Consider the following 26,659-nt stretch of genomic DNA (forward strand, 5'->3'; position numbering starts at 1 on the left):
ATGACACACAAAAATGAGGCTTTCCTCATGTTCCGTTGTGACCCGTCGGTATACCCGTGGGTAACCCCGCCGGTAGGACAAGTGTTCACTGAGCGACGTTCCGGGCCGTACCGCATCGGTGCAGATAGGGACCGGCGGCCGAGCGCTCGATCGGCTTCCCGGGGCACGCTCGCGACCCGTTATGAAATCGTTATGTGATGTGTTCCACTCCTGGTGGCGGCTCGTGTCGAGGCTGGTTGCGACGCCACCGAACATGCGGAAAGTACGCTGGACAGTCATGTCGACTTGCGTGTTCTGCGCCATCGTCGAGGGCACCGCCCCGTCGCGCATCGTCTATCGTGACGATGCCGTCATCGGCTTCCTCGACATCCGTCCGGTGACCCGCGGCCACACCCTGATCGTGCCCCGGGAGCACTCGTCCGGCCTGGCCGATCTCGAACCCGACGTCGGCGCCCGCCTGTTCGCCGCGGGGCAGCGGCTGGCTGCGGCGATGAAGTCCTGCACGCTGTCGGCCGACGGCGTGAATCTGGTGGTCAACGACGGCCGCGCCGCCTTTCAGACGGTCTTCCACACCCATCTACACGTCGTGCCACGCCACGACGGCGACAAGCTCAGCTTCGCCAAGGGTCTCGTGGTGCGTCGCGATAACGATCCCGATACCACTGCGGAGATCCTGCGGTCGGCACTCGAGGGTGATCCACGGTGACCGACGACCGCGGGGCATCTGCGCCGCGCACCGTACTGCCCGCGGAGGTGATCGACGTGGTGCGGCGCGCCGAGGTTATCACCGTGTTCACCGGTGCCGGAATGTCTGCCGAGAGCGGAGTCGCCACCTTTCGAGACGTCGAGACCGGGCTCTGGGAACGGTTCGACCCGACGCAGATCGCCACACCGCAGGCGTGGGCGTCCGACCCCGGGCTGGTGTGGGCCTGGTATCAATGGCGCGCGCGGGTGGTCCATGCGGCGGCCCCCAACCCCGGGCACAACGCACTGGCTCACCTCGAGCGCACCCACTCCGTCCTCATCGCGACACAGAACGTGGATGACCTGCACGAACGAGCCGGCAGCAGCACCGTCAGCCACCTCCACGGCAGTCTGTTCGCCCCGCGTTGCAGCAACTGCGGCCGCCCGTATCACGGGGTCGACGCGCAACCCGAGCACGCCGTGCACGAACTCCGGGTCGAGCCGCCGGCCTGTCCGACGTGTCTGTCCCCTATCCGGCCCGGTGTCGTGTGGTTCGGCGAGGGACTGCCCGACGACGCCTGGCGCTCGGCAGAAAGCGCCTTCACCTTCGCCGACGTCGTTCTCGTCGTGGGCACCAGCGGAGGGGTCTACCCTGCAGCCGCGTTGCCCGAACGGGCGGCCGCACGCGGCATCCCGGTGATCGAGTTCAATCCGGAGCCCTCGGCTTTGAGCGCCATGGCCACCCACAGCATCCGTACGCCGGCCGGGATCGGCTTATCGGCGTTGGTGGATGCCCTCGACTCCGCGGCCTGAGCCGTGCGATATCGGACGGCGTAGCGCACCACCTCAGTCGCCGGCGCTGAGGTCGATCGGAGACCACGCCGACGTCGGCGTGGGCGCGCCGTCATCACGTGCAGCCACCGATCCTGGCTTGACGCCGCGACGGTCGAGAGCATGCCACAGTCCGGCGAGCGCAACGTCCGGGTCGAGTTCGAACTCCGACTCCCGGACCCGCCAGAACTCCCAGCCGCAACGGCGCAGTTCGCGTTCGCGCTCCATATCCGAACGGGCCTGCTCTCCGGTGGTCCGGAACGAATCCCCGTCGCATTCCACGGCCATCCGCGCATCGGCCCCGGTGACGACCAGGTCGATGAGCCGGTTGTTGACGGTCACCCCGGGCATCACGTGATAGCCGCGCTCGGCAAGCCGATTGAACACCCGTTGTTCGAACAAACTCGAGAACGGTTGTCTGCGTTCGGTATCGGACACATCGACCGGCATCGGCAACAGCGCCGGCCCCTGCGTCGACTCCACGTATCCGGCCAGCGAGCGGCGCAGGTCGTTGGCTTTGAGTTCATCGACACCGATGGACCGGAACAACCACATCTGGTCCATCGCCCGCGAAGCCGCCACATTGATCCGCCGCTGCGACTCGGCCCGGGTCAGCGGCGCGATCGCCGCCGCATCCGATACCACCATCGACAAGAGGATCACGCGTCGTTCGTCGCCCTGGAAGTCCGGTGGGGTTCCCACCCGGATCCGGCGGGAGTTCCATTGCTCGTCGGTCACCACCGCGCGCAGACGTCGGGTGATCTCGTCGACCTGTTTGCTGCCCTGAAGCACAATGACACCGAAATCGGCTGTGTCGTAGGCGGGATCGCCCAGACATCGCGCGAGAGTCTCGGCGATCGCCTCCGCTTCACGCTCATTCACCAGCGCTGCGCCCTGTCCGGTCGCCACCCCGTCGTCGACATGGACCGACCGCAATGGCGGCAACCGGTCGGCACCGAACTGGCGGACCGGTATCAGCGGCGCCCCAGCGTAGAACTGACGCGAGGAGAACTCGATGATCTCGGGCATCGACCGGAAGTGTTCCCGCAGCCGGATCAGGTGTCCGAACCGACTGCGCAGCAACGCGAACAGACTGGACCGAGGTGTCAAACCGTCGCGCAGATAGTGCGGGAGGTCGGGCAGCTGGGCGTCGAGCTTGGCAAATGCGTCGTCGAGTGTCGTTCCGATCAGGCCGGTCGGCGCGCATTGCCGGTCGTCGCCGACCACGATCACCCGCGGCGCCAACCAGAGCAGGAACGAGCTGGTGATGTCTGCCTGGCTGGCCTCGTCGACGATCACCACGTCGAATGCGTCGCGCCGCGGCTCCACCGTCTCCGCGACTTGCGAGATGGACATGATCCACGCCGGCACCGCGCCCTGCGCCTGCTCCATCGCGGCCCGGGCGGCAGCGCGAAACCTGTTGGCGTGCTTACCCGATCCCTTGCCCAGGTTGATCATGTGATCGCGGTAGGACTGCAACGCCTGGACCTCGGCCACCGTCATCCGTTCCAGACACGCCTGCCAAGCCCGGGCCGCGGTGACCCGCACGGTCAGCGCGGCGATGTCCGCCTCGATCTCATCGAGTTCTGCCTGCAGCCGGGTCTCGAGCGTGGGGTCGCTTCGTTCCTGCACCCAACTCTGCGCCCGCCGCCACGACCAGGCGCCGCCGATCTCGCGTAGCCGTGTGTGCCACACCGGATCCGCGGCGGTCTCGGCAAAGGTGGCGAAGAACTCCGGCGCTTTGCTGCGCAGGCGGAGCGTCAGCAGGTCGAGGGTGGTCTGTGCGTCGAGTTCGTCACGGGCGATATTCCATGCGCGCCGGGCGGCCCGGACCTTGTCGGCATCGGCAGTGGCCAATGCCGACAGCAATGCATCGCCTTCGGGCGATGGTCCCTGTTCGACCTCGGCGGACAGACGATAGGCACAGTCGGCGAGTTCGTGTTCGGCGAGCACCGCATCGTTCGTCGCGGCGATCGCCCCGGCCTGCAGCGCGACCTCGGTGACGTCGGCGACGCTGCGTGGCCGCGGCCCACCGGGACTGATCGCCTCGAGCTCGCGGATGAGCTGGTCACGTCCGGCCATCAGTTCCGAGATCCACGCCAACTGACTGTCGAGTCGCACCAGAGTATTGAGCTGCGCCGACCGAGATCCCGAATTGTCGACCGGCACATGCAAATCTGCGAGGACCCGCTGCACCTTTCCGACGGCGTCGAGCACCGCGAGATGATCGGCCACCAACTGCATCGCCCGCGCATCGGACGGTTCACGACCGTCGACGGTAGCCCGCACACCCGAGTCCTCGACCGCACGCTGCTGAGGCGACCGCAGCAGCCGGCCGCGCCAACGTCCTCCGTTCGCGAGATGTTCGGCGGCCTCGGCGAACACCGCATCGTCGCCGGGATGCGCCCCGTCGACGACGATGACGTGGCCGCCGATCGCCCGGTCGCGTTCGGCGGCCTCCCCGATGACCGGCGACAGTCCGATGACCCGCGACCAGAGATGAGCCGCGTGTCCGGCCAGCAGGCGGTCGGCCATGTCGACCATCGTCGGCGGGAAGGCGGCGACCTCGCCCGCGGCGACGGCGAGTCGCTCGCACACCTCCTTGATCCGCACCAGCCGAGCACTGTCGACATCGGCCAGGATCGACAGCAACGAGCCGCTGCCGACCATCGGTTCACTCGGGCGTTGCGCTATCCGCGCACAGATGTCGTCGAGCACCGACGGCTCGGGCAGATGGTCGGACAGATCCGGGAGTCGCTGCCCCAGACGCGACACAGCGCCCACCGCGGGGTCGACGAGCAACTCGCGAAGTGCCTCGAACTCTTCGGCATCCAGCGGTGGTGTCGCGCCCTCGACCGGCCCCGGCAACCAGTCGTAGCGCGACGCATCCGACATGCACTGTCGTACCACTTCGGCGGGGGTGCCCCGATAATCGCCGGCAACCCATTCATGCACCTCGGTCTCGGATTCCCGAGCGACCCAGAGCTCGCGGAGCACGCGCTCACGACGGCGGACCGCTTGATCTCGCTTGCCCAGCTGATCGGTGATCTCCGCCGCGACCACCCGGGGCTGGTGTCGTGATTTGCGGTCGGCGATCGACTCGACGCTGGACGAGGTGGCCTCGAAATCGTCGGCGCCGACGTCGGCGATCGACACGGTGAGATCCCGTAATTCGGCTGGCAGCATGGCGCGCAGCACATGCAGCGCGTGCGCCTTTTCGCTGGTCACGAGCACACGCTGGCCCTTGGCGAGCAATGCCGCCGTCAGATTGGCGATGGTGTGCGTCTTGCCGGTGCCGGGCGGCCCCTCCACCACCACTCCACTGTCGAGTCCGAGCTGGGCCAGCACGTCGCGTTGCTCGACGTTGGCGGGCAGCGGATACAGGGCATCACGAACCAGGTCCTCGGGCGACAGCGCGCCGGTGGCGTCAAGCGCGGCGACCCGTTCGGGCGCCTCGATGGGCGCGACGAGTTGGGCCAATCCCACCGGCAGCTCGTCCGGGGAGTTGCGCAGTTCGTCGAGGATGGCGTCATAGAAGTCGAGCACGGCAGCGACACCGCGGTTGCGCAGCACCAACGCCGGACGCAGGTCGGTACTCAGGGTGAGCGTGTCGCCGTCGACCGCGATCTGGTGTGTCCAGGTGTCAACGGCATCACCGACCCGCGCACCGACCGGGCTGGGAAGTTCGGTCAGCTTGGCACGCGCCTTCAGCGCACCGGACAGGTCGATACCCTCGACGGTCGCCAGCAGTGCGGCGTCGTGGACGACGGGCGCCGACCCGGTGCCGAGTGCGACCCGCACAACACCGGTGGCGGCGTCGCGTTCGGCGACGACCTGCTGGGTGAGGAGATGTTCACGCAGTCGCCGAGCACCGACCTCGGTCGGGCCGTCGGACTCGTGCCGATCGTCGACGTCGGATACCGACACCAGCACGTTGGCCAGCACCAGCTCCAGGTTCTCCGGGTTGTCGCGAAGTGTGGCGAGGATGCGCTCGATATCGGCGTGGGCAGGATTGTCCGGCGCGATCTCGCAGACCGTCTGACCGGACACGGCACCCGCGCGCACCGCCACCGGCGTGGATTTTCCGACCCACAACACATCCGGATGGTCATCGACATCGGTGACGGCCTCGAATCGGGCCCGGACGAGTTCGCGCAGGTAGCCGAGAAGCCGCCGGACCTGATCGGTCCGTTTCGCCTCCTGCGTGTCGGTCCCCTCGTCCGCCATGGTTGCTCGATCCCTCCTCGGTGCGCCGGGTCCGGCGTCGTCGGCTGGATTCACGGGCGTGGATACCTGCAGAACGCTACCAAGTCAGGCCCGTGGAGAGGGATGTCGGCTATGTCGGCAGTTCGGACCGCAGAGCGCGGAAACCGCCATCGATGTAGCGGACATTGGTGTAGCCGAGGCCGGCGATCTCTTCGGCGATCACCGGTGCCTGCGAGCTGACCGAGACCACGGCGATCTCTGTGTCGGGATTGCGTACCACGGGGAACGTGCCGGAGGGCGTGGGCGTGAACCGCTCGCGGACGTCGGCCGGATCCACCACCACCGCCCCGGGAAGGCTGCCCTGGTGGCGCATGATCTGCGGTCGGGCATCCACGAGCACCGCGTGCTCGTGCTCGCAGTGTTCGCGCGCGTCGGCTGCTGTAATCGAATTCACCACTGACACTGGTGACTCACCGTTCCTATGTGTATCGCGTTGTCGAATAGCGGGACCGTTCAGGAATGAACGAACCCCTCCCAAAAGGTTACGGATTTATCTCGATCCGGCAAGTTCGATACCACGCGTCACCGAATTCTCAGTGACTCCAAGGCATTCCCTCAGTTACGTCCGCGACCTGCGATGTGGCGGGTTCCGCGTTTGCCCCAGCTCTCGTTGCGCTTGGGGTGGCCGTCACGCCCCTGGCCGCCGCGCTGGCCTCCCTGCGCACGTTTGGCACCGCCCCGCGTGCGAGGTGGCCCGTAGTCACGACGGATGTCGATGGGATTCTTGCCGATCTTGGTGTGCCGCAGCGACGCCAACGTCTCGTTGTCGAGATTCTCCGGCAGCTCCACCAACGAGAAGTCGTCGCGGATGCTGATGTTGCCGAAGTCGCCGCGGGTCAGACCACCTTCGTTGGCGATGGCGCCGACAATCGACCCAGGCGAGACCTTGTGCCTGCGGCCCACCGCGATGCGATAGGTCGCGAACTGACCACCGGAACCACGCGGTGCACGCTCCCGGCGCTCCGGCCGCTGACCCTCGGGAGGATCCGGGGCCATCAGGAACCCGCCGTCACGCGTCTCCAGTGCCAATGCGGCTGCCACATCGGCCATCGCGACGTCGTGTTCGCCGGCGTAGTCCTCCACCAACTTGCGGAACAGGTCCAGATGATCTGAAGAGAGGTTCTCGGTGATCGAGTCGGCAAACTTCGCCACCCGCTGCGCATTGACGTCCTCCACACTCGGCAACCCGATCTCGGTGAGCGTGGAACGCGTGGCCCGCTCGATGGCACGCAACAGGTGCCTTTCGCGCGGCGAGACGAACAGCAGGGCGTTGCCGGAGCGGCCGGCTCGACCGGTACGGCCGATCCGATGCACGTAGGACTCGGTGTCGTGGGGGATGTCGTAGTTCACCACATGCGAGATCCGGTCGACGTCGAGTCCACGCGCGGCCACATCGGTGGCCACCAGGATGTCGATCGTGCCGCCCTTGAGCTGATTGATGGTGCGCTCGCGTTGTGCCTGCACCATGTCACCGTTGATGGCGACCGCCGAGAATCCGCGCGCACGCAGCTTTTCCGCAAGCTCTTCGGTGGCCGACTTCGTGCGGACGAACACGATCATCGCGTCGAACGTCTCGACCTCGAGGAATCGCGTCAACGCGTCCAGTTTGCGCTGGTGAGAGACCTGCAGATATCGCTGGGTGATGTTCTGGGCCGTCGCAGTCCGCGCCTTGACGGTGATTTCCTGCGGGTCGTTCAGGTAGCGCTGCGCCAGCCGACGGATGGCGCTGGGCATGGTGGCCGAGAACAGCGCCACCTGCTTGTCGTCGGGCGTCTCGGCCAGGATGCGCTCCACGTCCTCGGCGAAACCCATGGTCAGCATCTCATCGGCCTCGTCGAGAACCAAGAAGTCGAGCTCGGAGATGTCGAGGGTGCCCTTGTCGAGGTGATCGATCACACGACCGGGTGTGCCCACGATGACCTGTGCCCCCCGCCGTAACCCGGCCAGCTGGACGCCGTAGCTCTGCCCCCCGTAGATCGGCAGTACCCGCACCTCGGGGAGATGCGCGGAATAGCGACCGAAGGCCTCCGCAACCTGCAACGCGAGCTCACGCGTTGGCGCGAGGACCAAGGCCTGCGGCCGGCGCGCGGATGTATCGAGCCGCGACAGGATCGGGATGGCGAAGGCCGCGGTCTTGCCGGTGCCCGTCTGCGCCAGGCCCACCACGTCGCGACCGCTCATCAGCGGCGGGATCGTGGCCGCCTGGATCGGCGAGGGAGTTTCGTAGCCGACGTCGACGATCGCCTGCCGGACCTTCGGCGCGATGTCGAGGTCGTCGAATGAGACGTCGCCGCCCGGTGCGTCGCCGCTCGCCGCGTCCTCGTTGCCACTCATGCGCATCCAGTCCTGTTCACGCTGACAACTCTAGTGGTCCGAGGCCCCACGAGAGGAATCCTCGGCAACGCGGCCGCCAAGCCTGTGATCGGCGATACGCCCTACGGTCACCGTTCTGTGATGGTCGCCACGGATACTGGTACCGTCAGTCCCACTCAACAGAAGTTGACGTGTCGTCGCGGAACTCACGGATGTCCGTTATGACCGGTAATGTGCGCGTAGGGGAGCCGCCATGCAGCAGTACACCACTCCGACCGACCTCACCATCGAGGACAAGGCGACCACGATCGACAGCATTCTCCGCTATCGGGCGGAGCGGCCGACGATGCCGCTGCTGAAGAGACGGTCGGGAAACCAATGGATCAACGTCACGGCGAAGCAATTCGCCGACGAGGTCGACGCCGTGGCCAAGGGGCTCATCGCCTCGGGCGTCAAGTCCGGTGACCGCGTGGCGATCCTCTCCTCGACACGGTTCGAGTGGACGGTTCTCGACTACGCCATCTGGCGGGCCGGTGCCACGACGGTAGCTATCTACGAGACCTCGGCACCCGACCAGGTGAAGTGGATTCTCGAGGATTCCGGTACCTCACTGCTGTTCGTCGAGGCGCACTCCCATTACACCCGCCACATCCGGGTCATCGAGGAAGCGCCGGAGCTGCGCGAGACGCTCATCATCGACGATCACGCGTTGGCCACCGTCACAAAGCGCGGGGCCAAGGTCGACACCAGCGAACTCGACACCCGCCACGCCGACGCACTGGCAACCGATGCGGCCACCCTTATCTACACGTCGGGCACCACGGGTAAGCCGAAGGGTGTGGTCCTGACCCACGCCAATTTCCTCGCCGAATGCGCAGCCACCCGCGATGCCGTCGGCGCCGGCATGGTCGAGGGCAAGTCCACGCTCCTGTTCCTGCCCCTGGCGCACGTATTCGCACGCGTCGTCGCCGTCGGGTGCATCGAGAACGGGGTGATCCTCGGACACACCAACGACATCCCGAACCTCATCGAGGATCTGGGCAAGTTCCAACCGAATTACGTGTTGTCGGTGCCCCGAGTCTTCGAGAAGGTCTACAACTCCGCCAAACAGAAGGCCTACGACGGCGGAAAGGGCGCGATCTTCGATCGCGCCGCCGACACCGCCATCGAGTACAGCAAGGCCCTGGAGAACGGCGGGCCCGGTCTGGGCCTGAAACTCAAGCACGCACTGTTCGATCGACTCGTGTACGGAAAGTTGCGCGCCGCGCTCGGCGGCAACTGCGAGGGCGCCATCTCCGGTGGTGCGCCGCTCGGGGCCCGCCTCGGACACTTCTTCCGCGGTGTCGGAATCCCCGTATACGAGGGCTACGGATTGTCGGAGACGACTGCGGCCGTCACCGCGAACAATGAGGAACATCAGCGCGTCGGCTCGGTCGGTCGACCGATCCCGGGCGTCTCGGTGGCCATCGCCGACGATGGCGAGGTGCTGCTGAAGGGCCCGGTCGTGTTCGGCGGCTACTGGAAGAACGAGAAGGCCAGCACCGAGGCGATCGTCGACGGCTGGTTCCACACCGGCGACATCGGCAAACTCGATGACGGCTATCTCTTCATCACCGGCCGCAAGAAGGAACTGATCGTCACCGCCGGCGGCAAGAACGTCTCGCCGGCACAACTGGAGGACACCATCCGCGCCCATCCCATGGTCAGTCAGTGCCTCGTCGTGGGTGACAACAAGCCGTTCATCGCGGCGCTGATCACCATCGACCCGGAGGCGGCACCGGGGTGGCTGGAGCGCCACGACCTGCCTGCGGACACCTCGATGTCGGATCTCGCGACCAACGAGACGCTGCGGGCCGAAATTGACGAAGCCGTGACGAGTGCCAACACCACGGTGTCCAACGCCGAGGCAATCAAGAAGTTCGCCATTCTGGAGGGTGACTTCACGATCGAGTCCGGTGAACTGACGCCCACGATGAAGCTCAAGCGCAACGTGATCCACGACGCGCACAAGGCGGCCATCGCCGACCTGTACACCTGATCGGATAGCCGACGCGACGCCCGGCTTCCCGCCACTGACACAAGGCGGGAGCCGGGCGTTGTCGTCGCCGACATCACTGTCGCGCGATGACGAGTTCCGACGTGAGCGGCGGTATTCTCACTCGCGATGAATCGAGATCTCGCCATCGACGCGACGCGGGGGCTCGCGATCTGGAGCATGATCTCGCTGCATTTCGCCGCCGGCACGCGTATCGCCGCGCCCACCCACATCTACCCGTACGTCGACGGGATGTCGGCGTTCGTCCTGTTGTCCGGCCTCGTTCTGGGCCTGGTCTATCGGCGGTGGATCGAGCGGCACTCGTTGGGTTTCGCCTACCGACGACTCGCGCGTCGGATCGTGGTGCTCTATCTGTGTCAGCTGACGATCGCGCTCACTGCGGTCGCTGCGGGGATGGCGGGTCATCGATGGCTCACCCTGCTGTTGCCGGTCGATGATTGGTGGCACGGGCTGGAGCTCGCGATCACCATGCGGTACCTGCCCAGCGGCGGCAACATCCTGCTGCTGTACATGCTGCTGATGGCGTCGGCCTACCTGCTGTTCCCACTGCTGATGCGCAACCGGTGGCAACTCATCCTCGCGGGTTCGGTGCTCGCATACGCCATCTCGCTGGTGTGGTCACCGCACTGGTTCTACGTCACCTCGTTCACGGCCGGACACCGGATCCAGAACTGGGCGGCCTGGCAGATCATGTTCGTCCCGGCGGTCGTCGTCGGCTGGAAGTGGCGCGAGTGGGATGTTGCCGGTTTCGTCGACCGCCATCTGGCACCGATCATCGTGGTGGCCGTGGGGTTCGCCCTCGTTCTCCATCTCGGCGTGGATGCCGGACCATGGATCAGGTTCGAACCCACGCTCGCCGACAAACTCGACTTCCGCCCTGCCCGCGCCGTCGGCGCATGGCTGGCGGTACCGGCGGTCTACGGCATCTTCCGCCTCCTGCTGCGCCACTGGCACCGGGACTGGGTACGCCCACTGGTGATGACCGGCACGCGCAGTCTGGATTCGTATGTCCTGCAGGCGCTCGCGCTGGTGGTTCTGCCCATCCACATAGCCCACCGGCCGTGGAACACCGCCACCTCGCTGTGCGTCGTGGTTCTGGTGTTCGGGTTGTGTTGGGCCTGGGCGGAGTTCCGCCAGGAATTCGGTATCGACAAGCTCCACCGGCTACCGATGGTGGTTCGTGATCGCCTGTGGGCAGCCCGAAAACCGACAGCGCCCATTCAGATTCCGGAGCCGAGCTCGCCCGCGACTGTCACCCCTGACCACTGAGGAGCGAGCCTGCGAGCGTCACGAAGGGCGTGGTCGACTCACGTCGCCTCGTACAGAATCCCCCGCCCGATGGCTTCGCGAACCACCGGCAGAGCGGCTGCGGCGAGGGCATCGGGTTCCACTCCATGGAAGCCCGCGAGCAGTTCGAGCAGCGCGCCCAGCGGCACCTGTCCCCGGCACCCGGCCAGCAGGGCCCGCGAGACCTCATCCACCGCGAGGACCGCACCCGGACCGCCCGGACGTCGCACCGTCGCCGAGACCTGTTGCCACCCCTCACCCCCGGGCAAGGACTGTTCCTCCAGAAACACCGGCGATGTCGACAACCGAGTGGCAAGCAACCGTTCGTCGGAGATGTCGCGCAAGTAGTGCCGGCGAGCAAAGAACGCCTCGGCCTCGACCCCTGTCACCTCCTCGCCGGCGCCGGTGATCTCCTCGATCGTCTGATCGGGTTCACCGCCGTCCCGGGAGCGCCTGCGCAACGTGATCGAGCCCATGCCGATTCCGTCGATACCGTTGGCCGCGAACCAGTCCAACCATCGCGCACCCCGGTCGGCCGCCTGTTGTGCCGATTCCCCGGCGTCCGAGAGCCATAACGAGATGTAGGTGATGGGATCGGCGAACTCGCATTGTACCACCCAGGCGTCCAGGTCGGTGCCGGCCAGCCAGCCGCGCACCCGCTCGCGCCAGTCGGTGTCATGCGGCACTACCCAGTTGGCCAGGATCTGCGCGGTCCCACCCGGATTCAGGTGATCGGGAATCTGCCGGATCAGGTCCGCGCACAGCCCATCTCCGGCAACCCCCGAATCACGGTAGATGTAGTCCTGGCCTCCGGCACCCACCACAAATGGCGGGTTGGAGATGATGAGGTCGAACCTCTCCCCCGCCACCGGCTCGAACAGGCTGCCCGCACGCAGATCCCAGGCCATCTGATTCAGACGCGCTGTAGCCGCGGCCAACGCGAGGGCCCGCGGGTTGGTGTCGGTCGCCACGATCTCGTCACAGTGGTTGTCCAGATGCAGCGCCTGGATACCGCAGCCCGTGCCGATGTCGAGGGCCCTACCCACCGGCGTGCGGATCACCGCCCGCGCCAACGACACCGACGCCCCACCGATCCCGAGGACATGGTCGGCGGCCACCGGACCGGCGCGCATTGCGGAGTCCTGATCGGACACCACCAGGTACTCCCGGACATCGTCGGCGTGGGGGCGGATGTCCAGGGCGGCGCGCAGCGAATCGTCTGCGCCGCCGACCGTCAACACACCCGCGTCGACGAGCGCGTCGGGACGCACCGACGGAAAGGCCCGCGCCACACCATCGGCGGGTTCGTCGGCACCGAGCAAGAACAGCCGGACGATGGCGGCCAGCGGCGCGTCGTGGTCGGGGGCCGCCCGGGTGGCGGCAAGTGCCGGCCACCAGACGCCGCGGCCCAGTGCCTCATTGGCGGATGCGCCGATCAGTTGATTGACGCCTTCGGATGTGTACCCGGCGGCCCGCAGGTCCTGACCGAGACGATCGACGACGGCGTGGTCGGCCAGTGGGTGTGGCCCGGTCATCCGAATCTCCGATACTTATTGCGCATCGCCTGGGTGGACACTCCCAGCACCCTGCACCAGCCATCGTCGATCGTCAACATTGGTTGACATCGGGCCGAGATCTGCCACAACTATGTTGTGCACAACATAAATCGTGTAGGGTCGGATCCGTGACCGACGTTCGACTCGACGAGCAACTGTGCTTCGCGCTCTACTCCGCGTCTCGTGCCGTGATCGCGGCGCAACGGCCGGGGCTCGCCGAACTGGGTCTCACCTACCCGCAGTACCTGGCGATGCTGGTGCTGTGGGAGGAGGACGAGATCACCGTGTCCCGGTTGTGCCGTCGACTGCAGTTGGATTCCGGGACCGTGTCACCCCTGCTCCGCAGGCTCGAGACGCTCGGATACCTGAGCCGGCGGCGGTCCGCCTCCGACGAGCGCTCGGTCACCGTCGCCCTCACCCCCGAGGGCGTCGCACTCGGAGCCCGCGCGGATTGCGTCTACGACTCGCTGACCGCGGCCATCGCGGAGGCGGCCGAAAACCAACGAGACGACGAATTCTCCTTTGACATAGACGATCTCGCCCAACTGCGCTCGACCCTGCATCAACTCACCGACGAGCTCCGTCGACATCTCGACGAACCCACGAAAGGACGCCCGACATGACCCCGATCTACACCGCGGAGGCACTCGCCACCGGAGACGGCCGCAACGGTCACGCACGGACATCGGATGGCAAAATCGATCTCGACCTGGACATGCCCAAAGAATTGGGCGGGTCGGGGGTGGGCACCAATCCCGAGCAACTGTTCGCCGCCGGGTATGCGGCGTGTTTCCACAGTGCGCTGCGTCTGGTCGCCGGACAGGCCGGCGCCGACGTCACCGACTCCTCGGTCGGCGCTCGGGTTTCCCTCGGTTCCAACGATTCCGGCGGTTTCGAGCTCGCCGTGGAACTTGAGGTGATCCTGCCCGCCGTCAGCGCACCCGAAGCTCGCCAACTGGTGGACAAGGCGCATGAGGTGTGCCCGTACTCCAACGCCACCCGCGGGAACATCGAGGTCTCACTCTCCGTGGCCGAAGACTGATCACCCGAACACACTTTTGACCGGAAGGGCACCATGGCCTCCATTCTGCCGAGCAGTGAACCGACGTCGCGGCGAGCCGCACGACTGATTCTGGGCACCATCTTGACGACCGCCGGCATCGGCCATCTCACCTTCCAGCGCAAGGAGTTCCAGGCCCAAGTGCCAGACTTCGTGCCGTTGGACCCCGACCTGACCGTGGTCGGCTCCGGGGTCGCCGAGATCGCCCTCGGCGCCGGATTGATCGCACTGCCGAAGCATCGTCGGATGATCGGAACCGTCGCCGCCGCGTTCTTCGTGGCGGTGTTCCCCGGCAACATCCATCAGTACCGCAACAAGATCGATGCCTTCGGGCTGGACACCGATCGAAAGCGATTCATCCGCCTGTTCGGCCAGCCCGCGCTGGTTGCCGCCGCCTGGCACGCTCGCGGCTGACAATCGACGTCACGGCCGAGTCGCGATTCACCGCGGCTCGGCCGTGGTGCGTCGCACCACCAGTTGCGGTGTGTGCCGATATATCTGCTGCGGGGCGTCGAGCCTGCCCATCCGCCGCAGCAAGAACTTGGCCGCTTGCGCGCCGACCGTGAAGTTGCCATTGTCCACAGAGGTCAACGAAATGTGCCGCAGACTGGCCAATTGCGTGTCGTCGTAGCCGATCAACGACAGATCGCGCGGTATCGACAATCCGCGATCGTCGGCGGCCGACATCGCCCCCAGCGAGGCCATGTCGTTGAACGCCAGGATCGCCGACGGCGGCGACGACGAGTCGAGTAGGCGTACCGTTGCCGCATATCCCCCCTCCTCGGTGGTCCCGCCGTATTCCACCACGCACTCGTCGGCAGCACCCGCCGCGGCAATCGTCTCCTCGAAGCCTTCGCGGCGCAGCCGGCCGACCATTCCCGGCCCCTGGATGTGGCCCAGCCGGCGATGCCCCAGTGTCAGCAGGTGTTCGGTCGCCAGGCGCGCACCGACCCGATCGTCGTCGACTGCGATGTCGACGGTCGGCAGGTCGGGCTCCAGCGTGCCCGCCAGCACCACCGGGATCGATTGCGCCGCACGCTCCACGTCGACCCGCGCGTCGGTGGTGCCGACCACGACCAGCCCGTCGACCTGCCGCGACAGCAGCGTCTCCACGGTGTCGCGGCCGACTTGGTGGTCCAGACGACTGTCGACCAACAACGGCGCGATGTCGACGGCGTCGAAAGTCGTCGCGAGGCCCTCGAGAAGGCTCACGTACCAGGGGTTGCGCAGATCGTTGATGACCACGCCGACCGTGCCGCTGCGCGACTCCGACAGTCCGCGGGCGATGGTGTTGGGCCGGTACCCGAGTTCGGCCATCGCGTCGCGGACCCGCGCCCGCCGCTCCGCACTGACATTCGGCTCATCGCGCAGCACGCGTGACACCACTGACTTCGACACCCCCGCATGAGCGGCGACGTCCCGGATCGTCGCCGGTCGCCGGTTGCCGACGAGGTCGATCTCCGCTTCGTTCTCACTCACGATCGATCATCCTATTGCCTCCGTGATCCACACCACGTATCGTGACTGGGACCGGTCCCAGTCATGTCCCACAGCTGTCTCACACAGGAGTCCCAATTGGTACGCATCGCTCTCGTCGGCGCCGGCTTCATCGGTTCGGTGCATGCGCGGAACCTCGCCGAGCACCCCGAGGTGCGGTTTGTGGGTGTCGGAGACATCGATGCTGCCCGGGCTGGTGACCTCGCCGTCCGGATGGGAACTCACCGGCTCACCGACGCCGAGATCTACGACTCCGACCAGGTCGACGCGGTCCTGATCGCATCGTCGACCGATACCCACGCCGACCACCTGCGTCGCGCGGCCGTAGCGGGACTGCCCACCTTCTGCGAGAAGCCGATCGATCTGGATCTGGCACATGCAATCGACACCGTGGCGCGGGTGACCGCGTCCGGCGTGGCGACCATGGTGGACTTCAACCGACGATTCGATCGCGATCACAGCGAGTTGCACCGGTCGGTCCGTACCGGCGAGATCGGCGGAGTGGAGCTCGTCCAGTTGACCTCGCGCGGCCCGTCGCTTCCGCCACTGGACTACATCGCGACCTCCGGCGGTCAGATGCGCGATCAAACCGTGCACTTCTTCGACCTGGCCCGCTGGATCACCGGCGAGGACCCGATCGATGTGTTCGCTGCCGGGTCCGTGTTCACCGACCCGCGAATGGCCCAATTCGGCGACGTCGACACCTCGGTCGTCACGCTACGGATGCCCAGCGGCGCACTCGTGCAGATCGACAGTGCACGGCGAACGGGGTACGGCTACGACGAACGTATCGAGGTTCTCGGTTCGGATGGCATGATCGAATCCGGCTGCCGCCCAATCGGATCGGTATCCCGTTACGGGCCCGGCCGCATAGTCGGCGACGGGCTGCATGCCGGTTGGTTCGAGCGTGTCGCACCGACCTACCGCGCCGCACTCGATCATTTCCTCGCGGCCCTCACCACCGGCGCAGACATCGGCCCCACGCTCGGCGAGGCGCTCAAGGCGCAGGCCATCGCCGAGGCCGCCGCGCGCTCGCTGCGGACCGGCAACCGCGAAACCATCACCTACCCGGTGACGCCCAGCGCAGTCACCACGCACTGATCGACCCGACCCACCGAAGGGATACACCCACATGAGCAACATCGTCGTCGGCTCCGCACCGGATTCCTGGGGCGTCTGGTTTCCGGACGATCCGCAACAGACCCCGTACACCCGATTCCTCGACGAGGTCGCGGCATCGGGCTACGAGTGGATCGAGCTGGGCCCGTTCGGCTATCTGCCCACCGACCCGAAGCAACTGCTCGATGAACTCGGCGAGCGTGGACTGAAGCTGTCGGCCGGCACTGTCTTCGAGCACCTGCACCAGGACAATTCGTGGGACGCGGTATGGACCCAGATCGAGGACGTCGCCAAACTCACGGCGGCGGTCGGGGGCAAGCACGTCGTGGTGATCCCGGAGATGTGGCGCGATCCTGCGACCGGTGACGTCCTCGAGGACCGCGACCTGACCGAGGAGCAGTGGCGCAAGAAGACCGAGGGCATGGACGAACTCGGCAAGGCGATGTTCGAGAAGTACGGTGTGCGTGCGCAGTATCATCCGCACGCCGACAGTCACGTGGACACCGAGGAGAACATCTACCGCTTCCTCGAGAACACCGACGGTGAGTTCGTCAACCTCTGCCTCGACACCGGTCACGTGAGCTATTGCGGCGGTGATAATCTCGCCATCATCCGCAACCACCCCGAGCGGATCGGCTACCTGCACCTCAAGCAGGTAGACGAAACGGTACGCGCCAAGGTGGCCGCCGACGATCTGCCGTTCGGTGAGGCCGTGCGCCTGGGCGCGATGACCGAACCGCCACGTGGCATCCCGGAGATGCCGCCGCTGCTCGAGGCGGTCGCCGACCTCGACATCGACATCTTCGCCATCGTCGAGCAGGATATGTACCCCTGCTCCCCGGATGCTCCGTTGCCCATCGCCCAGCGGACCCAGAAGTACCTGGGTTCCTGCGGTGTCCCGGCCGTCCGCTTCCGCTGACCACGCTGAGGAGTTTCGACGATGAAGGTTGCACTCGACCCCACCCCGTTCCACCACAGCTATTCACTGCTCGAATTGCCCGGCGTCGTTGCCGATCTCGGCTACGAGTACCTGCAGTTGACGCCGCACGTGGACATGATCCCCTTCTTCAATCACCCCAAGGCCGACGACGCCCTGGTGGCGAAATTCCGCAAGGCCTGCGCCGACGCGGGCGTCGGCATCGCCTCGGTGCTGCCGGTGCTGCGCTGGTCGGGGCCCGACGAGGACGCCCGCGAGGCCGCAGTCCGCTACTGGAAACGGGCGATTCAGATCACCGTCGACCTCGGCGTCAACGTGATGAACACCGAGTTCTCCGGCCGCCCCGAGAAGCCCGAGGAGTCCGAACGGGCCTTCTTCCGGTCGATGGAAGAACTCGTGCCGATCATCGAGCGCGAAGGCATCGACGTCCGGATCGATCCGCACCCCGACGATTTCGTCGAGGACGGCCTGGCCGCCATCCGGATGATCCGCGGCATCAACTCGAAGAACTTCGGGCTGGTGTACGTCGCCTGCCACAGCTTCCACATGGGCGGGAACATGGCCGAGATCATGACCACCGCCGGTGACATGCTGCGTCTGGTGCATGTCGCCGACACCATGGATCATCATGCCTCTCATGGTCTTCGCTACATCACCAATCCGCCCGGAAATGCGGTGCGCGTACATCAGCACCTCAAGATCGGCGATGGCGACGTCAATTGGGACGAATTCTTCGGCACCTTGGGTGAGATCGGCTTCTACGATCGCGACGACACGGTCATGGTCTCGAGTGTGTTCGCGGAGAACGAGAATGCCCACGAGGTCTCGCGCTACCAGTTGTCCGCGATGACCGACTACGTCGCCAAGTACCGGGGCTGACGTGCTGACACGGTTGCCCGCACCTCGCACCCTCGATCCCATGACCGCCCCGGTACTACGTTGGGGTGTCATGGGTCCGGGGTGGATCGCGCAGCGCTTCGTCGAAGCCCTCATTGAGAACACCACCCAGCAGGTCGTCGCGGTCGGATCGCGTTCCGCCCAGCGCGCCGATGATTTCGCCAGGCGAATGGGGGTCGAGGCGGCTCACGGCTCGTACGAGTCGTTGCTTGCCGACCCGCTCGTCGAGATCGTCTATGTCAGCACCCCGCATCCACAGCACCATCGCTGCGCACTGGACGCGATTGCCGCAGGGAAGCACGTGCTGATCGAGAAGCCCTTGGGTATCAACGCCAGTCAGGCGCGCGAGGTGTTCACGGCCGCCCAGAACGCCGGCGTCTTCGCCGGTGAGGCGATGTGGACCCGCTTCCTACCCAAGTTCGACGCGCTCGGTCAGATCCTCGCCGACGGCCTGCTCGGCGAGATCCGCACGGTCGCCGCCGATCACGGCGAGTTCTTCACCACCGACCACCGCATCTACGACACCGCATTGGCAGGTGGACCGATGCTCGACCTCGGCACCTATCCGATCGCCTTCGCTTACTGGACGCTTGGTCACGTCGCTACCGTGTCGGCCATCGGTCAACCGGCGAACGACGAACTCAACGGCCAGGTCTCGGCGACGCTGGGACACGTCGGGGGCAGCCAGTCGTTGGTGCACACGACGATTCTGTCCAACACGCCGACGACGGCCTTCGTCGCCGGCGAGGACGCTTACCTGGAACTGCCTGGGCCGTTCTATCAGCCCGGGCCGTTCCGGCTCGTGCCGCGGACCGGCGACGTGCTCGTCCACGACGAGGAGCCGGGTACCCACACAGACGGGCTGCATTTCTCCGCGGTGGACGCTGCCCGACGGATCGCCGCGGGAGCAGCCGACTCCGAGGTCCACCCGGCTGCCGACGTGATCGAGACGCTCGATGTCATGGATCGCATCAGAGCGCAGGTCGGGATCCTGTTTCCTGGTGAATGATGTTGTGGTGGTGATGGTCTCGATACGGGATCTCGCCTAGCGGCTCGCCCCCTACTCGACCACCAGAATGCTCAACGGCTCCGTTCGCTGATCGAGAAGCGCCGCGAACTCCCGCTGATCGAGAAGCCCGCGAACTCCCGCTGATCGAGTAGCCCGCGAGCCGCCAGGCGAGCGTGCGTATCGAGATCACGCCCGAGGCGCAGCCGTCGTGCCGCGCACCCGCAACGACGGCTCGAGCACCACGTCATTTTTTGCCAGCTCCGCGCCGGTGAGCAGGTCGACGGCGAGTTCCACCGACTGCTCGGCAAGGCCCTGCGCGTCCTGATGGATCGTGGTGAGGTCAATACGGGGGTTGTCTGACAGTCGGCTGTCGTCGTAACCCATCAACGAGACCTCTCCGGGGATGTCGACACCGGCGCGGGTGAAGACGTCGAGCAGACCCAAGGCACATCGGTCGTTGCCGGCCAGTATCGCGGTGGGCAGGTGATCGCTGTCCAGGATCACTTGCGCTGCAACGGCCCCGGCCGCTTCGTTGTGCGCTCCCGACACGATGCGGATCTGGCCCTTGAGCCCACGGCGCCGCATCGATGATCGATACGCGGCCCGCCGGTCGTCGGACGCCGGGTCATTGCCGCCGTCGACATGCAGGATGTCGCGATGCCCGAGGTCAACCAGATAGTCGACGGCCAGCGCCACCCCCTCGGCGTCATCGGTGCGCACCGTCGCAACACGTTCGGTGACCACATCGTCGGGTAACCGCCGTCCGACCACCACCAATGGGGCACGCCCACCCAGCGCGACGAGCTCCGCCGGCGACGCCATCGGTCCGAGCAGGATCACCGCGCCACAGCGATGGTCCAGCAGCGTCTCGACTGCCAACGTCTCGTCGCGACCGGCGAGATTTGCGGTCAGCAGCACGTCGTAGCCGAGCTTCTCGGCCGCTGGATAGATGCCGCTGACCAGTTCGGCCTCGAACAACTGCGAGACATCCATCAGCACACCGAGTGTCCTACTCGTGCCGAGTGCCAGCAGACGCGCAGCGGCATCGGGACGGTATCCGAGCTCATCGGCGACCCGAAGGACGCGTTGCCGCGTGTCCTCACTGGCACCGGGTTTGCCGTCGAGCACGAACGACACCAGCGTCCGCGAGACCCCCGCCCGAGCTGCGACATCGGCCATCGTCGGACGACCGTTGCGGTTCTTGGCCGGCATTGCGCACTCCCTTCGATTGCACCGTGACGGTTGACACAGTGACCCAGATCTCACATGATAGTACTTACGCGCGTTACTAACGCGCGTTAGATGGTCCCCGACACACAGAGGTTCTCCCATGTCCGCTCCGACAGGTACTGCCGCCAACGGGCGTTTCCTGACCAAACTCACCGTCATCGCAACACTCGGCGGCCTCCTGTTCGGCTACGACACCGGAGTCATCTCCGGTGCCCTGCTCTACATGAAGGACGACCTCGCGCTGAACTCCTTCACCGAGGCCATCGTCGTGAGTTCGCTGTTGTTTCCGGGTGCGGCGTTCGGCGCACTGTTCGGCGGCCGTATCGCCGATCGCCTCGGCCGAAAAAGGACCTTGCTGGTATGTGGCGCCATCTTCCTGCTCGGCGCCCTCGGATGTGCGCTGGCACCCACGGTCACCGCAATGGTCGCCGCCCGTATCCTGCTGGGCTTCGGCGTCGGCGCAGCAGCAGTGACCTGCCCGCTCTACCTGGCCGAGATGGCCCCCGCCGACCGCCGCGGCCGGATGGTGACGATCAACGAGTTGATGATCGTCACCGGACAGATGCTCGCCTTCGCGACGAACGCACTGCTCGATCACGTCATCGACGACCCGCACGTGTGGCGGGTGATGCTCGCGGTGGCCGCCATCCCCGCCGTCGCCCTGCTGATCGGTATGCTCGCCCTGCCCGACTCCCCGCGCTGGTATGCCCTCAAGGGGCGAATGGATGACGCCCGAACAGTGCTCGGACGCAGCCGGACACCGGCTGAGGCCGCCGCCGAGTTCGACATCATCGTCGGGCACACCCACCACATGCTCTCCGCCAACCGCACCCCACTGTCGGTGATCCGGGACGTGCCATGGATTCGACGCATCGTGCTGATCGGCTGCGGCCTGGCGATCGTGCAGCAGGCCACCGGTATCAACACCGTCAACTACTACGCCCCGACCATCCTCGAACAGAGCGGACTGGGGGTCAGCGCAGCCTTGGTGGCGACGATTGCGGTGGGCGTCACCTCGGTGGTCACCACCATCATCGGGATCATCCTGCTCGGCTATATCGGTCGCCGCGCCATGCTGCTGACCGGTTTCGCCGGGGTCGCCGCCTCACAGGCCGCCCTGGCCGCGACATTCCTACTCCCCGAATCGACCACGCGCAGCTACGTGATCCTCGCGTGCATGGTGGCATTCGTGGCCTTCGTACAGATGTTCATCGGGACCTGCGTCTGGTTGCTGCTGTCTGAGATCTTCCCGCTCAGCGTCCGCGGATTCGCCATGGGGATCGCCGTTTTCGTGTTGTGGTGCACCAACGCGCTGATCTCCTTCGTGTTTCCGTTGCTCAACTCGGCCCTGGGCTCCACCGGCACATTTGCGCTGTTCGTGCTGGTCAACATCGCCTCGTGGCTCTTCGTCTTCCGCACCGTGCCGGAAACCAAGGGCACCACGCTCGAAGAGCTCGAAGAGCGACTTGAGGCCGACCACACGGACCGGTTCGCGAAGGTCACCGTCGCGGCCTGATCGAGCACACCTCGACCTACACGAAACGATCATGATCATTGGGTACCATCGGGCTGTTCGCCACCACCGGCGGACAGCCCGATACTCACTACGCGCCAAGGATTGACGATGCCCGAGCCGCACGACCCCGAGACGTCGGGATCGCACGGCTCCGGAACGCCTGACATACCCGCCCTGTCACCCGAGATCTGGCGACGCCCCGAGGGCCTGCCCGGTACTGTGCCCGTCGGCCACTCACGTGCCGAGCAGGCCGCCAACCAGATCGCCCGCGTGGCTGCCGGTTTCGAGGCCGGTGAGCGCATCGGCAGCAAGGACGAGATTCGCTCGATGTGCTCCGTGTCGGTCGGCACGGTCAACGAGGCGATCAGACTTGCCCAAGAACGCGGAGTGATCACCTCCCGGCCCGGACCCGGTGGCGGGATCTTCGCCGCCGACCCCACCCCACTGTCACGCATGAACGGGTGGTTCCGAGACGCCGCCGGCGACCTGGCCGCACTCGAGGAGTCCATTCAGATCCGCAACGCCCTGGCCCCCCTTCTCGTCGACGAGGTGCTCGCTACCATCACCGATGCTGACCAGGCGTCGTTGGAACTCCTGCTCACCCACGTCGATCGCACCCGCGAGGCCAGAGACATCGCCGGCTTCATCTGGGCCGTGTGGAATGTTCACGCCCGCTTCGCCGAACTCGGTCGTAGCCAACTACTCGACAGCCTCTACCTGAGCATCATGGACGTGGGCACCTCACACCTGCGCGCTCGCCTCGAGGCCGACAGCGACAGCGGTAACACCCACGTCACCGTCTACTTTGACGGACTCGCCGAGGTCGCCGCAGACTTCGTGCACGCTCTCGGCCGACGTGATGCCGACGCCGCGGTTGACGCTCTGCGCCGCACAGATCCCACGATGACGCTGCGTCCGCCGACACGCTGACCCGCCCGCTGACCCGCTGCGCTGGAAAACAGTCAACCGCGCGCCGGTCGCGTGAAATAACCATGATTAATTTCACGGAATCTATTGACAAGTGAGTCACGTCACCCGCACGCTGTGATCCAAGTAATTAATCATGTTTATTTGGAGGCCGGGCATGTTGGACCAGAAGTTCCGAGATCTGATGGCCGGGGTGTGCGCACCTGTCAGTGTGGTCACCACCGCCGACATCGAAGGCCCGCACGGTGCGACCGTCAGCTCGCTCGCATCGCTGTCGCTACGACCGGCCCTCGTCTCGATCGCGCTGGACCGGCAGTCCGCACTACTGTCTCGAATCCTGCGCAGCAGGTCGCCACCACCACTCGGTTCGTGTACGTCGGACTCGAGGAGCCCGACAAGTCAGAGGTCCTCGCAGATGAGGCCGGAGACGGTCCCACACCCGACCGCCGAGCCCGGGTCATGATGCTCGACATGGCCTCTGGCGCCGCCACCGATGCGATCGTCTCGCTGACCGACGCGACCGTCCTCGGCGTCGAGAACGTCGACGCAGAGGTCGGACAACTCCCCATCCTCGACGCCGAGTTCGAGATCGTCGCCGAATTCCTTGCGGGCGAACCGCAGTGGAACGATGCGCTGCGCAAACGCGGCGTCGATCCAACGAAAACGGTCGCCGTGCCGTTGTCGGCAGGCACCTACGACAATCCCAACGAGGCCGGCCGCCGCATCATCCGGTCCTTCGCCTTCGTGCAGGACCACGAGAAGGATCTGCCGTGGGCGCACCCCGTCGACGGGTTGTGCGCTTACGTCGACATCATCAACCGCGAGATCGTCGACCTCGTCGACTACCGGATCTTCGACGTGCCCGCCGAGTCGGGCAACTTCGACACCCCCGAGGTCGCCGGTCCGCCGTTGGAGGGGCTCAAGCCGATCGAGATCACCCAACCCGAGGGCCCCAGCTTCACCGTCGACGGTGAGCACATCGAGTGGACCAACTGGAGCCTCGACATCTCCTACGATCAGCGCGAGGGCCTGATCCTACGCAAGCTCACCTACCAGGGGCGCGACGTGATGTATCGCGCGTCCATCAACGAGATGGTGGTGCCCTACGGTGACCCGTCGCCGAACCGGTATTGGCAGAACTACTTCGACACCGGCGAATACGTCTTCGGCCCCTACGCAAACGAATTGACTCTGGGCTGCGACTGCCTCGGAGAGATCTACTACTTCGACGCCACCCTGGCCGACGAGCAGGGCAGCCCACGCACCATCTCCAACGCAGTCTGCATGCACGAGGAGGACTACGGCACCCTCTGGAAGCACACCGACATCTTCACCGGGATGAGCGAGGTACGCCGGCAACGACGCCTGGTGATCAGCTTCTTCACCACAGTCGGCAACTACGACTACGGCTTCTACTGGTACCTCTACCTCGACGGCACCATCGAACTCGAGGCCAAGCTCACCGGCATCGCGTTCACCGCCGCCTACCCGGAGGAGGGCTCGGACTACCAGAGCTTGGTGGCACCCGGATTGGGACTTCCGTACCACCAGCATCTGTTCAGTACCCGGCTGGACATGGCGGTGGACGGTGTGCGCAACGCCGTCGAGGAGGTCGAGGCGGCGAGAGTGCCCATGGGCGAGGGTAATCCGTGGGGCAACGCGTTCACCGTCGCCAAGACCCGGATCGGGTCGGAGGCCGACGGTGCCCGCGGCGCCAACGCGGCCACCGGCCGGACCTGGCACATTCTCAACACCGAGAAGACCGGCCGAATGGGCCATCATCCCGCCTATGCGTTGCACGCCGAGCAGACCCCGACCCTGCTGGCCGACCCCGCATCGTCGATCGCCGGGCGCGCCGCATTCACCACCAAACAGCTGTGGGTGACTCGCTATGACGCCAAGGAGCGTTATGCGGCAGGCGATTTCGTCAATCAGAGTGCTATGGGTGGCGGCCTACCCGCTTATCAGTCGGCCGACCGTTCCCTCGACGGTGAGGACATCGTCGTGTGGCACACCTTCGGTCTGACCCACTTCCCGCGTACCGAGGACTGGCCGATCATGCCGACCGACTACGCCGGTTTCACGCTCAAGCCCTACAACTTCAGCGACGCGAGCCCGGTGATGAACGTTCCGCCGACCACCGCCAAGCACTGCCATGGTCATGGCAGCTGACCTCGTGGCCGTCGGTCACGCCGCACCCGTTGTCCGCGCCACCCGCGGTCCGCGGATCGCCGGCGTGATGGCCCTGCTGATGGCGCTCGTCTCCGCGGGCGCACATCTGAGCGCACTCGGCCATCTCCGACCGCTCGCCGACGTGCTCTCGGTAGCCATGACCATCTCTTGCGTGGCCTGCGGTGTGCATCTGGTGCGGACACCGTCGGCACGGGCATGGGCGACCACGGCGGTGATGGCGACGGCGATGGTAGCCATCCATCTCACTGCGATGGGCGGGTCGGGTTCGGCGGGGGTGCACCAACATCACCACGGCATGGCCACCGCGGTCCCCGACGCGATGGGCGAGGACACGGGCACAATGGCTGGCTCGCAGATGACAGTGCTCATGGCGACGACCGCAGCGGAGTTGGTGTTCGCGCTGGGCGCGCTGTGGTTCGTCACCCGGTCGCGAGTGCAGCACTGACCGTTGATGGACCAGATCGATGATGCCACGCACGCCGGCGGTGTGTGCGGCATCATCGTGTCGATGACGGCGAGTGACGCGGAGCTGATCTTCTATCACGGGCCGATGGGCGCCGGGAAGTCCACTTTCGCCTTGCAGACCCACTTCAATCAGGGGCAGCAGGGACGATCGGGGCTACTGCTGACCACGATGGACCGCAGCGCGGAACCGGTGGTGACCAGTCGCATCGGCCTGCGCGCGCAGGCTCTGGCACTCGGGGCCGATGACGACGTGTACGCCATCGTCACCGATCGGCACCTCCACGACCCACTCGACTACCTCGTGTGCGACGAAGCCCAGTTCCTGACGCCCGAGCAGGTGGAGCAGCTGGCGCGGGTCGTCGACGACTGCGGCGTCGACGCGTTCGCCTTCGGCTTGCTCACCGACTTCCGGTCGATACTGTTCTCCGGTTCGGCTCGTCTCGTCGAGATCGCCGACGAGGTGCATCGGATGCAGGCGATCGTGCTGTGCTGGTGCGGGCGGCCGGCGTTTCTGAACGCGCGCATCGTCGACGGACAGATTGCCCGCACGGGAGAGGTGGTCGCGGTCGGCGACACCGGCGACGGACCGGTCATGTACCGAGCGCTCTGCCGTCGACACCATGTGGCGGGACGCACGAAACCCTGAGGCCGCATCGTCGGGGGCGACGACCGGTGGTGCGCGAGGGGGGACTTGAACCCCCACGTCCTAAGACACTGGAACCTAAATCCAGCGCGTCTGCCAATTCCGCCACTCGCGCGTGTCGCCGGCCACACCGGCGCCCGAGACAGCCTACCGCCCGTGGGCCGATCAGTGCT

Annotated in this window: 22 protein-coding genes, 1 tRNA gene and 1 pseudogene; 17 read left to right on the forward strand and 7 right to left on the reverse strand. The window is 66.0% G+C overall.

Translation table 11 applies throughout. The features are described from left to right. The first annotated feature begins 277 nt into the window (after positions 1 to 277). Positions 278 to 706, forward strand: a complete 429-nt coding sequence (locus L1892_RS18685) for an HIT family protein (RefSeq protein ID WP_235725146.1) — start codon at positions 278 to 280, stop codon at positions 704 to 706. Then, on the forward strand, positions 703 to 1,497 hold the full coding sequence (locus L1892_RS18690) for an SIR2 family NAD-dependent protein deacylase (protein WP_308191725.1): 795 nt from the start codon (positions 703 to 705) through the stop codon (positions 1,495 to 1,497). Before L1892_RS18685 ends, L1892_RS18690 begins: the two co-directional genes overlap by 4 nt. A gap of 33 nt (positions 1,498 to 1,530) precedes the next feature. Here L1892_RS18690 and L1892_RS18695 read toward each other — a convergent pair whose 3' ends face one another. From L1892_RS18695 to L1892_RS18705, 3 genes are all read right to left on the reverse strand, one after another. After that, positions 1,531 to 5,742 carry a PDDEXK-like endonuclease domain-containing protein gene (locus L1892_RS18695; RefSeq protein ID WP_235725147.1) on the reverse strand — a complete coding sequence of 1,404 codons (4,212 nt, stop codon included), beginning with the start codon at positions 5,740 to 5,742 and terminating at the stop codon, positions 1,531 to 1,533. 109 nt (positions 5,743 to 5,851) lie between these two features. Next, positions 5,852 to 6,184, reverse strand: coding sequence for a rhodanese-like domain-containing protein (locus L1892_RS18700; protein ID WP_235725148.1), 333 nt, complete (start codon positions 6,182 to 6,184; stop codon positions 5,852 to 5,854). Positions 6,185 to 6,336: 152 nt separating this feature from the next. Continuing rightward, positions 6,337 to 8,115 carry a DEAD/DEAH box helicase gene (locus tag L1892_RS18705; protein ID WP_235725149.1) on the reverse strand — a complete coding sequence of 593 codons (1,779 nt, stop codon included), beginning with the start codon at positions 8,113 to 8,115 and terminating at the stop codon, positions 6,337 to 6,339. Between the two features lie 232 nt (positions 8,116 to 8,347). On the opposite strand from L1892_RS18705, the gene L1892_RS18710 reads away from it, so the two are divergent. Both L1892_RS18710 and opgC read left to right on the forward strand, forming a co-directional pair. Further along, a complete protein-coding gene (locus L1892_RS18710; RefSeq protein WP_235725150.1) occupies positions 8,348 to 10,132 on the forward strand; it encodes an AMP-dependent synthetase/ligase in 1,785 nt (594 codons plus the stop codon). 126 nt (positions 10,133 to 10,258) lie between these two features. Beyond that, on the forward strand, positions 10,259 to 11,419 hold the full coding sequence (opgC, locus tag L1892_RS18715; protein WP_235725151.1) for an OpgC domain-containing protein: 1,161 nt from the start codon (positions 10,259 to 10,261) through the stop codon (positions 11,417 to 11,419). A gap of 38 nt (positions 11,420 to 11,457) precedes the next feature. On the opposite strand, the gene L1892_RS18720 is transcribed toward opgC, so the two are convergent. Further along, entirely contained in the window at positions 11,458 to 12,972 is a 1,515-nt protein-coding gene (locus L1892_RS18720) for a DUF7782 domain-containing protein (RefSeq protein WP_235725152.1), read from the reverse strand. A 149-nt stretch (positions 12,973 to 13,121) separates the two neighbouring features. Between L1892_RS18720 and L1892_RS18725 the strand changes: the two genes are divergently transcribed. From L1892_RS18725 to L1892_RS18735, 3 genes are read left to right on the forward strand one after another with little or no spacing between them, the layout of a single operon-like run. Then, positions 13,122 to 13,616: a MarR family winged helix-turn-helix transcriptional regulator gene (locus L1892_RS18725; RefSeq protein WP_235725153.1), complete on the forward strand. Its 495-nt coding sequence runs from the start codon at positions 13,122 to 13,124 to the stop codon at positions 13,614 to 13,616. Further along, complete coding sequence (locus tag L1892_RS18730) at positions 13,613 to 14,035, forward strand: organic hydroperoxide resistance protein (RefSeq protein WP_235725154.1); 423 nt, start codon at positions 13,613 to 13,615, stop codon at positions 14,033 to 14,035. Before L1892_RS18725 ends, L1892_RS18730 begins: the two co-directional genes overlap by 4 nt. A gap of 33 nt (positions 14,036 to 14,068) precedes the next feature. Next, entirely contained in the window at positions 14,069 to 14,467 is a 399-nt protein-coding gene (locus L1892_RS18735; RefSeq protein WP_235725155.1) for a DoxX family protein, read from the forward strand. Between the two features lie 27 nt (positions 14,468 to 14,494). On the opposite strand, the gene L1892_RS18740 is transcribed toward L1892_RS18735, so the two are convergent. Then, positions 14,495 to 15,532, reverse strand: coding sequence for a LacI family DNA-binding transcriptional regulator (locus L1892_RS18740; RefSeq protein ID WP_235725156.1), 1,038 nt, complete (start codon positions 15,530 to 15,532; stop codon positions 14,495 to 14,497). A gap of 63 nt (positions 15,533 to 15,595) precedes the next feature. Here L1892_RS18740 and L1892_RS18745 point away from each other — a divergent pair, with 63 nt between their 5' ends. From L1892_RS18745 to L1892_RS18760, 4 genes are read left to right on the forward strand one after another with little or no spacing between them, the layout of a single operon-like run. Continuing rightward, a complete protein-coding gene (locus L1892_RS18745; RefSeq protein ID WP_235725157.1) occupies positions 15,596 to 16,651 on the forward strand; it encodes a Gfo/Idh/MocA family protein in 1,056 nt (351 codons plus the stop codon). A 31-nt stretch (positions 16,652 to 16,682) separates the two neighbouring features. Further along, positions 16,683 to 17,588 carry a sugar phosphate isomerase/epimerase family protein gene (locus L1892_RS18750; RefSeq protein WP_235725158.1) on the forward strand — a complete coding sequence of 302 codons (906 nt, stop codon included), beginning with the start codon at positions 16,683 to 16,685 and terminating at the stop codon, positions 17,586 to 17,588. Between the two features lie 21 nt (positions 17,589 to 17,609). Beyond that, a complete protein-coding gene (locus L1892_RS18755) occupies positions 17,610 to 18,485 on the forward strand; it encodes a sugar phosphate isomerase/epimerase family protein (RefSeq protein ID WP_235725159.1) in 876 nt (291 codons plus the stop codon). A 40-nt stretch (positions 18,486 to 18,525) separates the two neighbouring features. Further along, a complete protein-coding gene (locus L1892_RS18760) occupies positions 18,526 to 19,512 on the forward strand; it encodes a Gfo/Idh/MocA family protein (RefSeq protein ID WP_235725160.1) in 987 nt (328 codons plus the stop codon). A 186-nt stretch (positions 19,513 to 19,698) separates the two neighbouring features. Here the strand turns inward: L1892_RS18760 and L1892_RS18765 are convergent, their stop codons facing one another. After that, complete coding sequence (locus L1892_RS18765) at positions 19,699 to 20,724, reverse strand: LacI family DNA-binding transcriptional regulator (RefSeq protein ID WP_235725161.1); 1,026 nt, start codon at positions 20,722 to 20,724, stop codon at positions 19,699 to 19,701. A gap of 118 nt (positions 20,725 to 20,842) precedes the next feature. Between L1892_RS18765 and L1892_RS18770 the strand changes: the two genes are divergently transcribed. From L1892_RS18770 to L1892_RS18795, 6 genes and pseudogenes are all read left to right on the forward strand, one after another. Continuing rightward, positions 20,843 to 22,258, forward strand: a complete 1,416-nt coding sequence (locus L1892_RS18770; protein WP_235725162.1) for a sugar porter family MFS transporter — start codon at positions 20,843 to 20,845, stop codon at positions 22,256 to 22,258. A gap of 108 nt (positions 22,259 to 22,366) precedes the next feature. Continuing rightward, on the forward strand, positions 22,367 to 23,188 hold the full coding sequence (locus tag L1892_RS18775) for a FadR/GntR family transcriptional regulator (protein ID WP_235725163.1): 822 nt from the start codon (positions 22,367 to 22,369) through the stop codon (positions 23,186 to 23,188). A gap of 181 nt (positions 23,189 to 23,369) precedes the next feature. Next, positions 23,370 to 23,474 (forward strand): annotated as a pseudogene (locus tag L1892_RS24940) (flavin reductase); the annotation flags it as partial. Beyond that, positions 23,453 to 25,357: a primary-amine oxidase gene (locus tag L1892_RS18785; RefSeq protein WP_235725206.1), complete on the forward strand. Its 1,905-nt coding sequence runs from the start codon at positions 23,453 to 23,455 to the stop codon at positions 25,355 to 25,357. The pseudogene L1892_RS24940 and the gene L1892_RS18785, both read left to right, overlap by 22 nt. Further along, positions 25,347 to 25,823: a hypothetical protein gene (locus L1892_RS18790; RefSeq protein ID WP_235725164.1), complete on the forward strand. Its 477-nt coding sequence runs from the start codon at positions 25,347 to 25,349 to the stop codon at positions 25,821 to 25,823. The genes L1892_RS18785 and L1892_RS18790 overlap by 11 nt, the downstream gene beginning before the upstream one ends. 6 nt (positions 25,824 to 25,829) lie before the next feature. Next, complete coding sequence (locus L1892_RS18795; RefSeq protein ID WP_235725165.1) at positions 25,830 to 26,489, forward strand: thymidine kinase; 660 nt, start codon at positions 25,830 to 25,832, stop codon at positions 26,487 to 26,489. A gap of 27 nt (positions 26,490 to 26,516) precedes the next feature. Here L1892_RS18795 and L1892_RS18800 read toward each other — a convergent pair. Next, a tRNA-Leu gene (locus L1892_RS18800) sits at positions 26,517 to 26,601 on the reverse strand. Between the last annotated feature and the right edge of the window lie 58 nt (positions 26,602 to 26,659).

Origin of the sequence: Gordonia tangerina (genome assembly GCF_021556435.1) — a bacterium.
GTDB classification, from domain to species: domain Bacteria; phylum Actinomycetota; class Actinomycetes; order Mycobacteriales; family Mycobacteriaceae; genus Gordonia; species Gordonia tangerina.

Coding starts and splice junctions, on each gene's coding strand:
- L1892_RS18765 (WP_235725161.1), bottom strand. CDS start 20,724: ATGCCGGCCAAGAACCGCAACGGTCGTCCGACGATGGCCGATGTCGCA.
- L1892_RS18755 (WP_235725159.1), top strand. CDS start 17,610: ATGAAGGTTGCACTCGACCCCACCCCGTTCCACCACAGCTATTCACTG.
- L1892_RS18720 (WP_235725152.1), bottom strand. CDS start 12,972: ATGACCGGGCCACACCCACTGGCCGACCACGCCGTCGTCGATCGTCTC.
- L1892_RS18760 (WP_235725160.1), top strand. CDS start 18,526: ATGACCGCCCCGGTACTACGTTGGGGTGTCATGGGTCCGGGGTGGATC.
- opgC (WP_235725151.1), top strand. CDS start 10,259: ATGAATCGAGATCTCGCCATCGACGCGACGCGGGGGCTCGCGATCTGG.
- L1892_RS18750 (WP_235725158.1), top strand. CDS start 16,683: ATGAGCAACATCGTCGTCGGCTCCGCACCGGATTCCTGGGGCGTCTGG.
- L1892_RS18795 (WP_235725165.1), top strand. CDS start 25,830: ATGGACCAGATCGATGATGCCACGCACGCCGGCGGTGTGTGCGGCATC.
- L1892_RS18705 (WP_235725149.1), bottom strand. CDS start 8,115: ATGAGTGGCAACGAGGACGCGGCGAGCGGCGACGCACCGGGCGGCGAC.
- L1892_RS18745 (WP_235725157.1), top strand. CDS start 15,596: ATGTCCCACAGCTGTCTCACACAGGAGTCCCAATTGGTACGCATCGCT.
- L1892_RS18790 (WP_235725164.1), top strand. CDS start 25,347: ATGGCAGCTGACCTCGTGGCCGTCGGTCACGCCGCACCCGTTGTCCGC.
- L1892_RS18775 (WP_235725163.1), top strand. CDS start 22,367: ATGCCCGAGCCGCACGACCCCGAGACGTCGGGATCGCACGGCTCCGGA.
- L1892_RS18710 (WP_235725150.1), top strand. CDS start 8,348: ATGCAGCAGTACACCACTCCGACCGACCTCACCATCGAGGACAAGGCG.
- L1892_RS18735 (WP_235725155.1), top strand. CDS start 14,069: ATGGCCTCCATTCTGCCGAGCAGTGAACCGACGTCGCGGCGAGCCGCA.
- L1892_RS18695 (WP_235725147.1), bottom strand. CDS start 5,742: ATGGCGGACGAGGGGACCGACACGCAGGAGGCGAAACGGACCGATCAG.
- L1892_RS18685 (WP_235725146.1), top strand. CDS start 278: ATGTCGACTTGCGTGTTCTGCGCCATCGTCGAGGGCACCGCCCCGTCG.
- L1892_RS18730 (WP_235725154.1), top strand. CDS start 13,613: ATGACCCCGATCTACACCGCGGAGGCACTCGCCACCGGAGACGGCCGC.
- L1892_RS18770 (WP_235725162.1), top strand. CDS start 20,843: ATGTCCGCTCCGACAGGTACTGCCGCCAACGGGCGTTTCCTGACCAAA.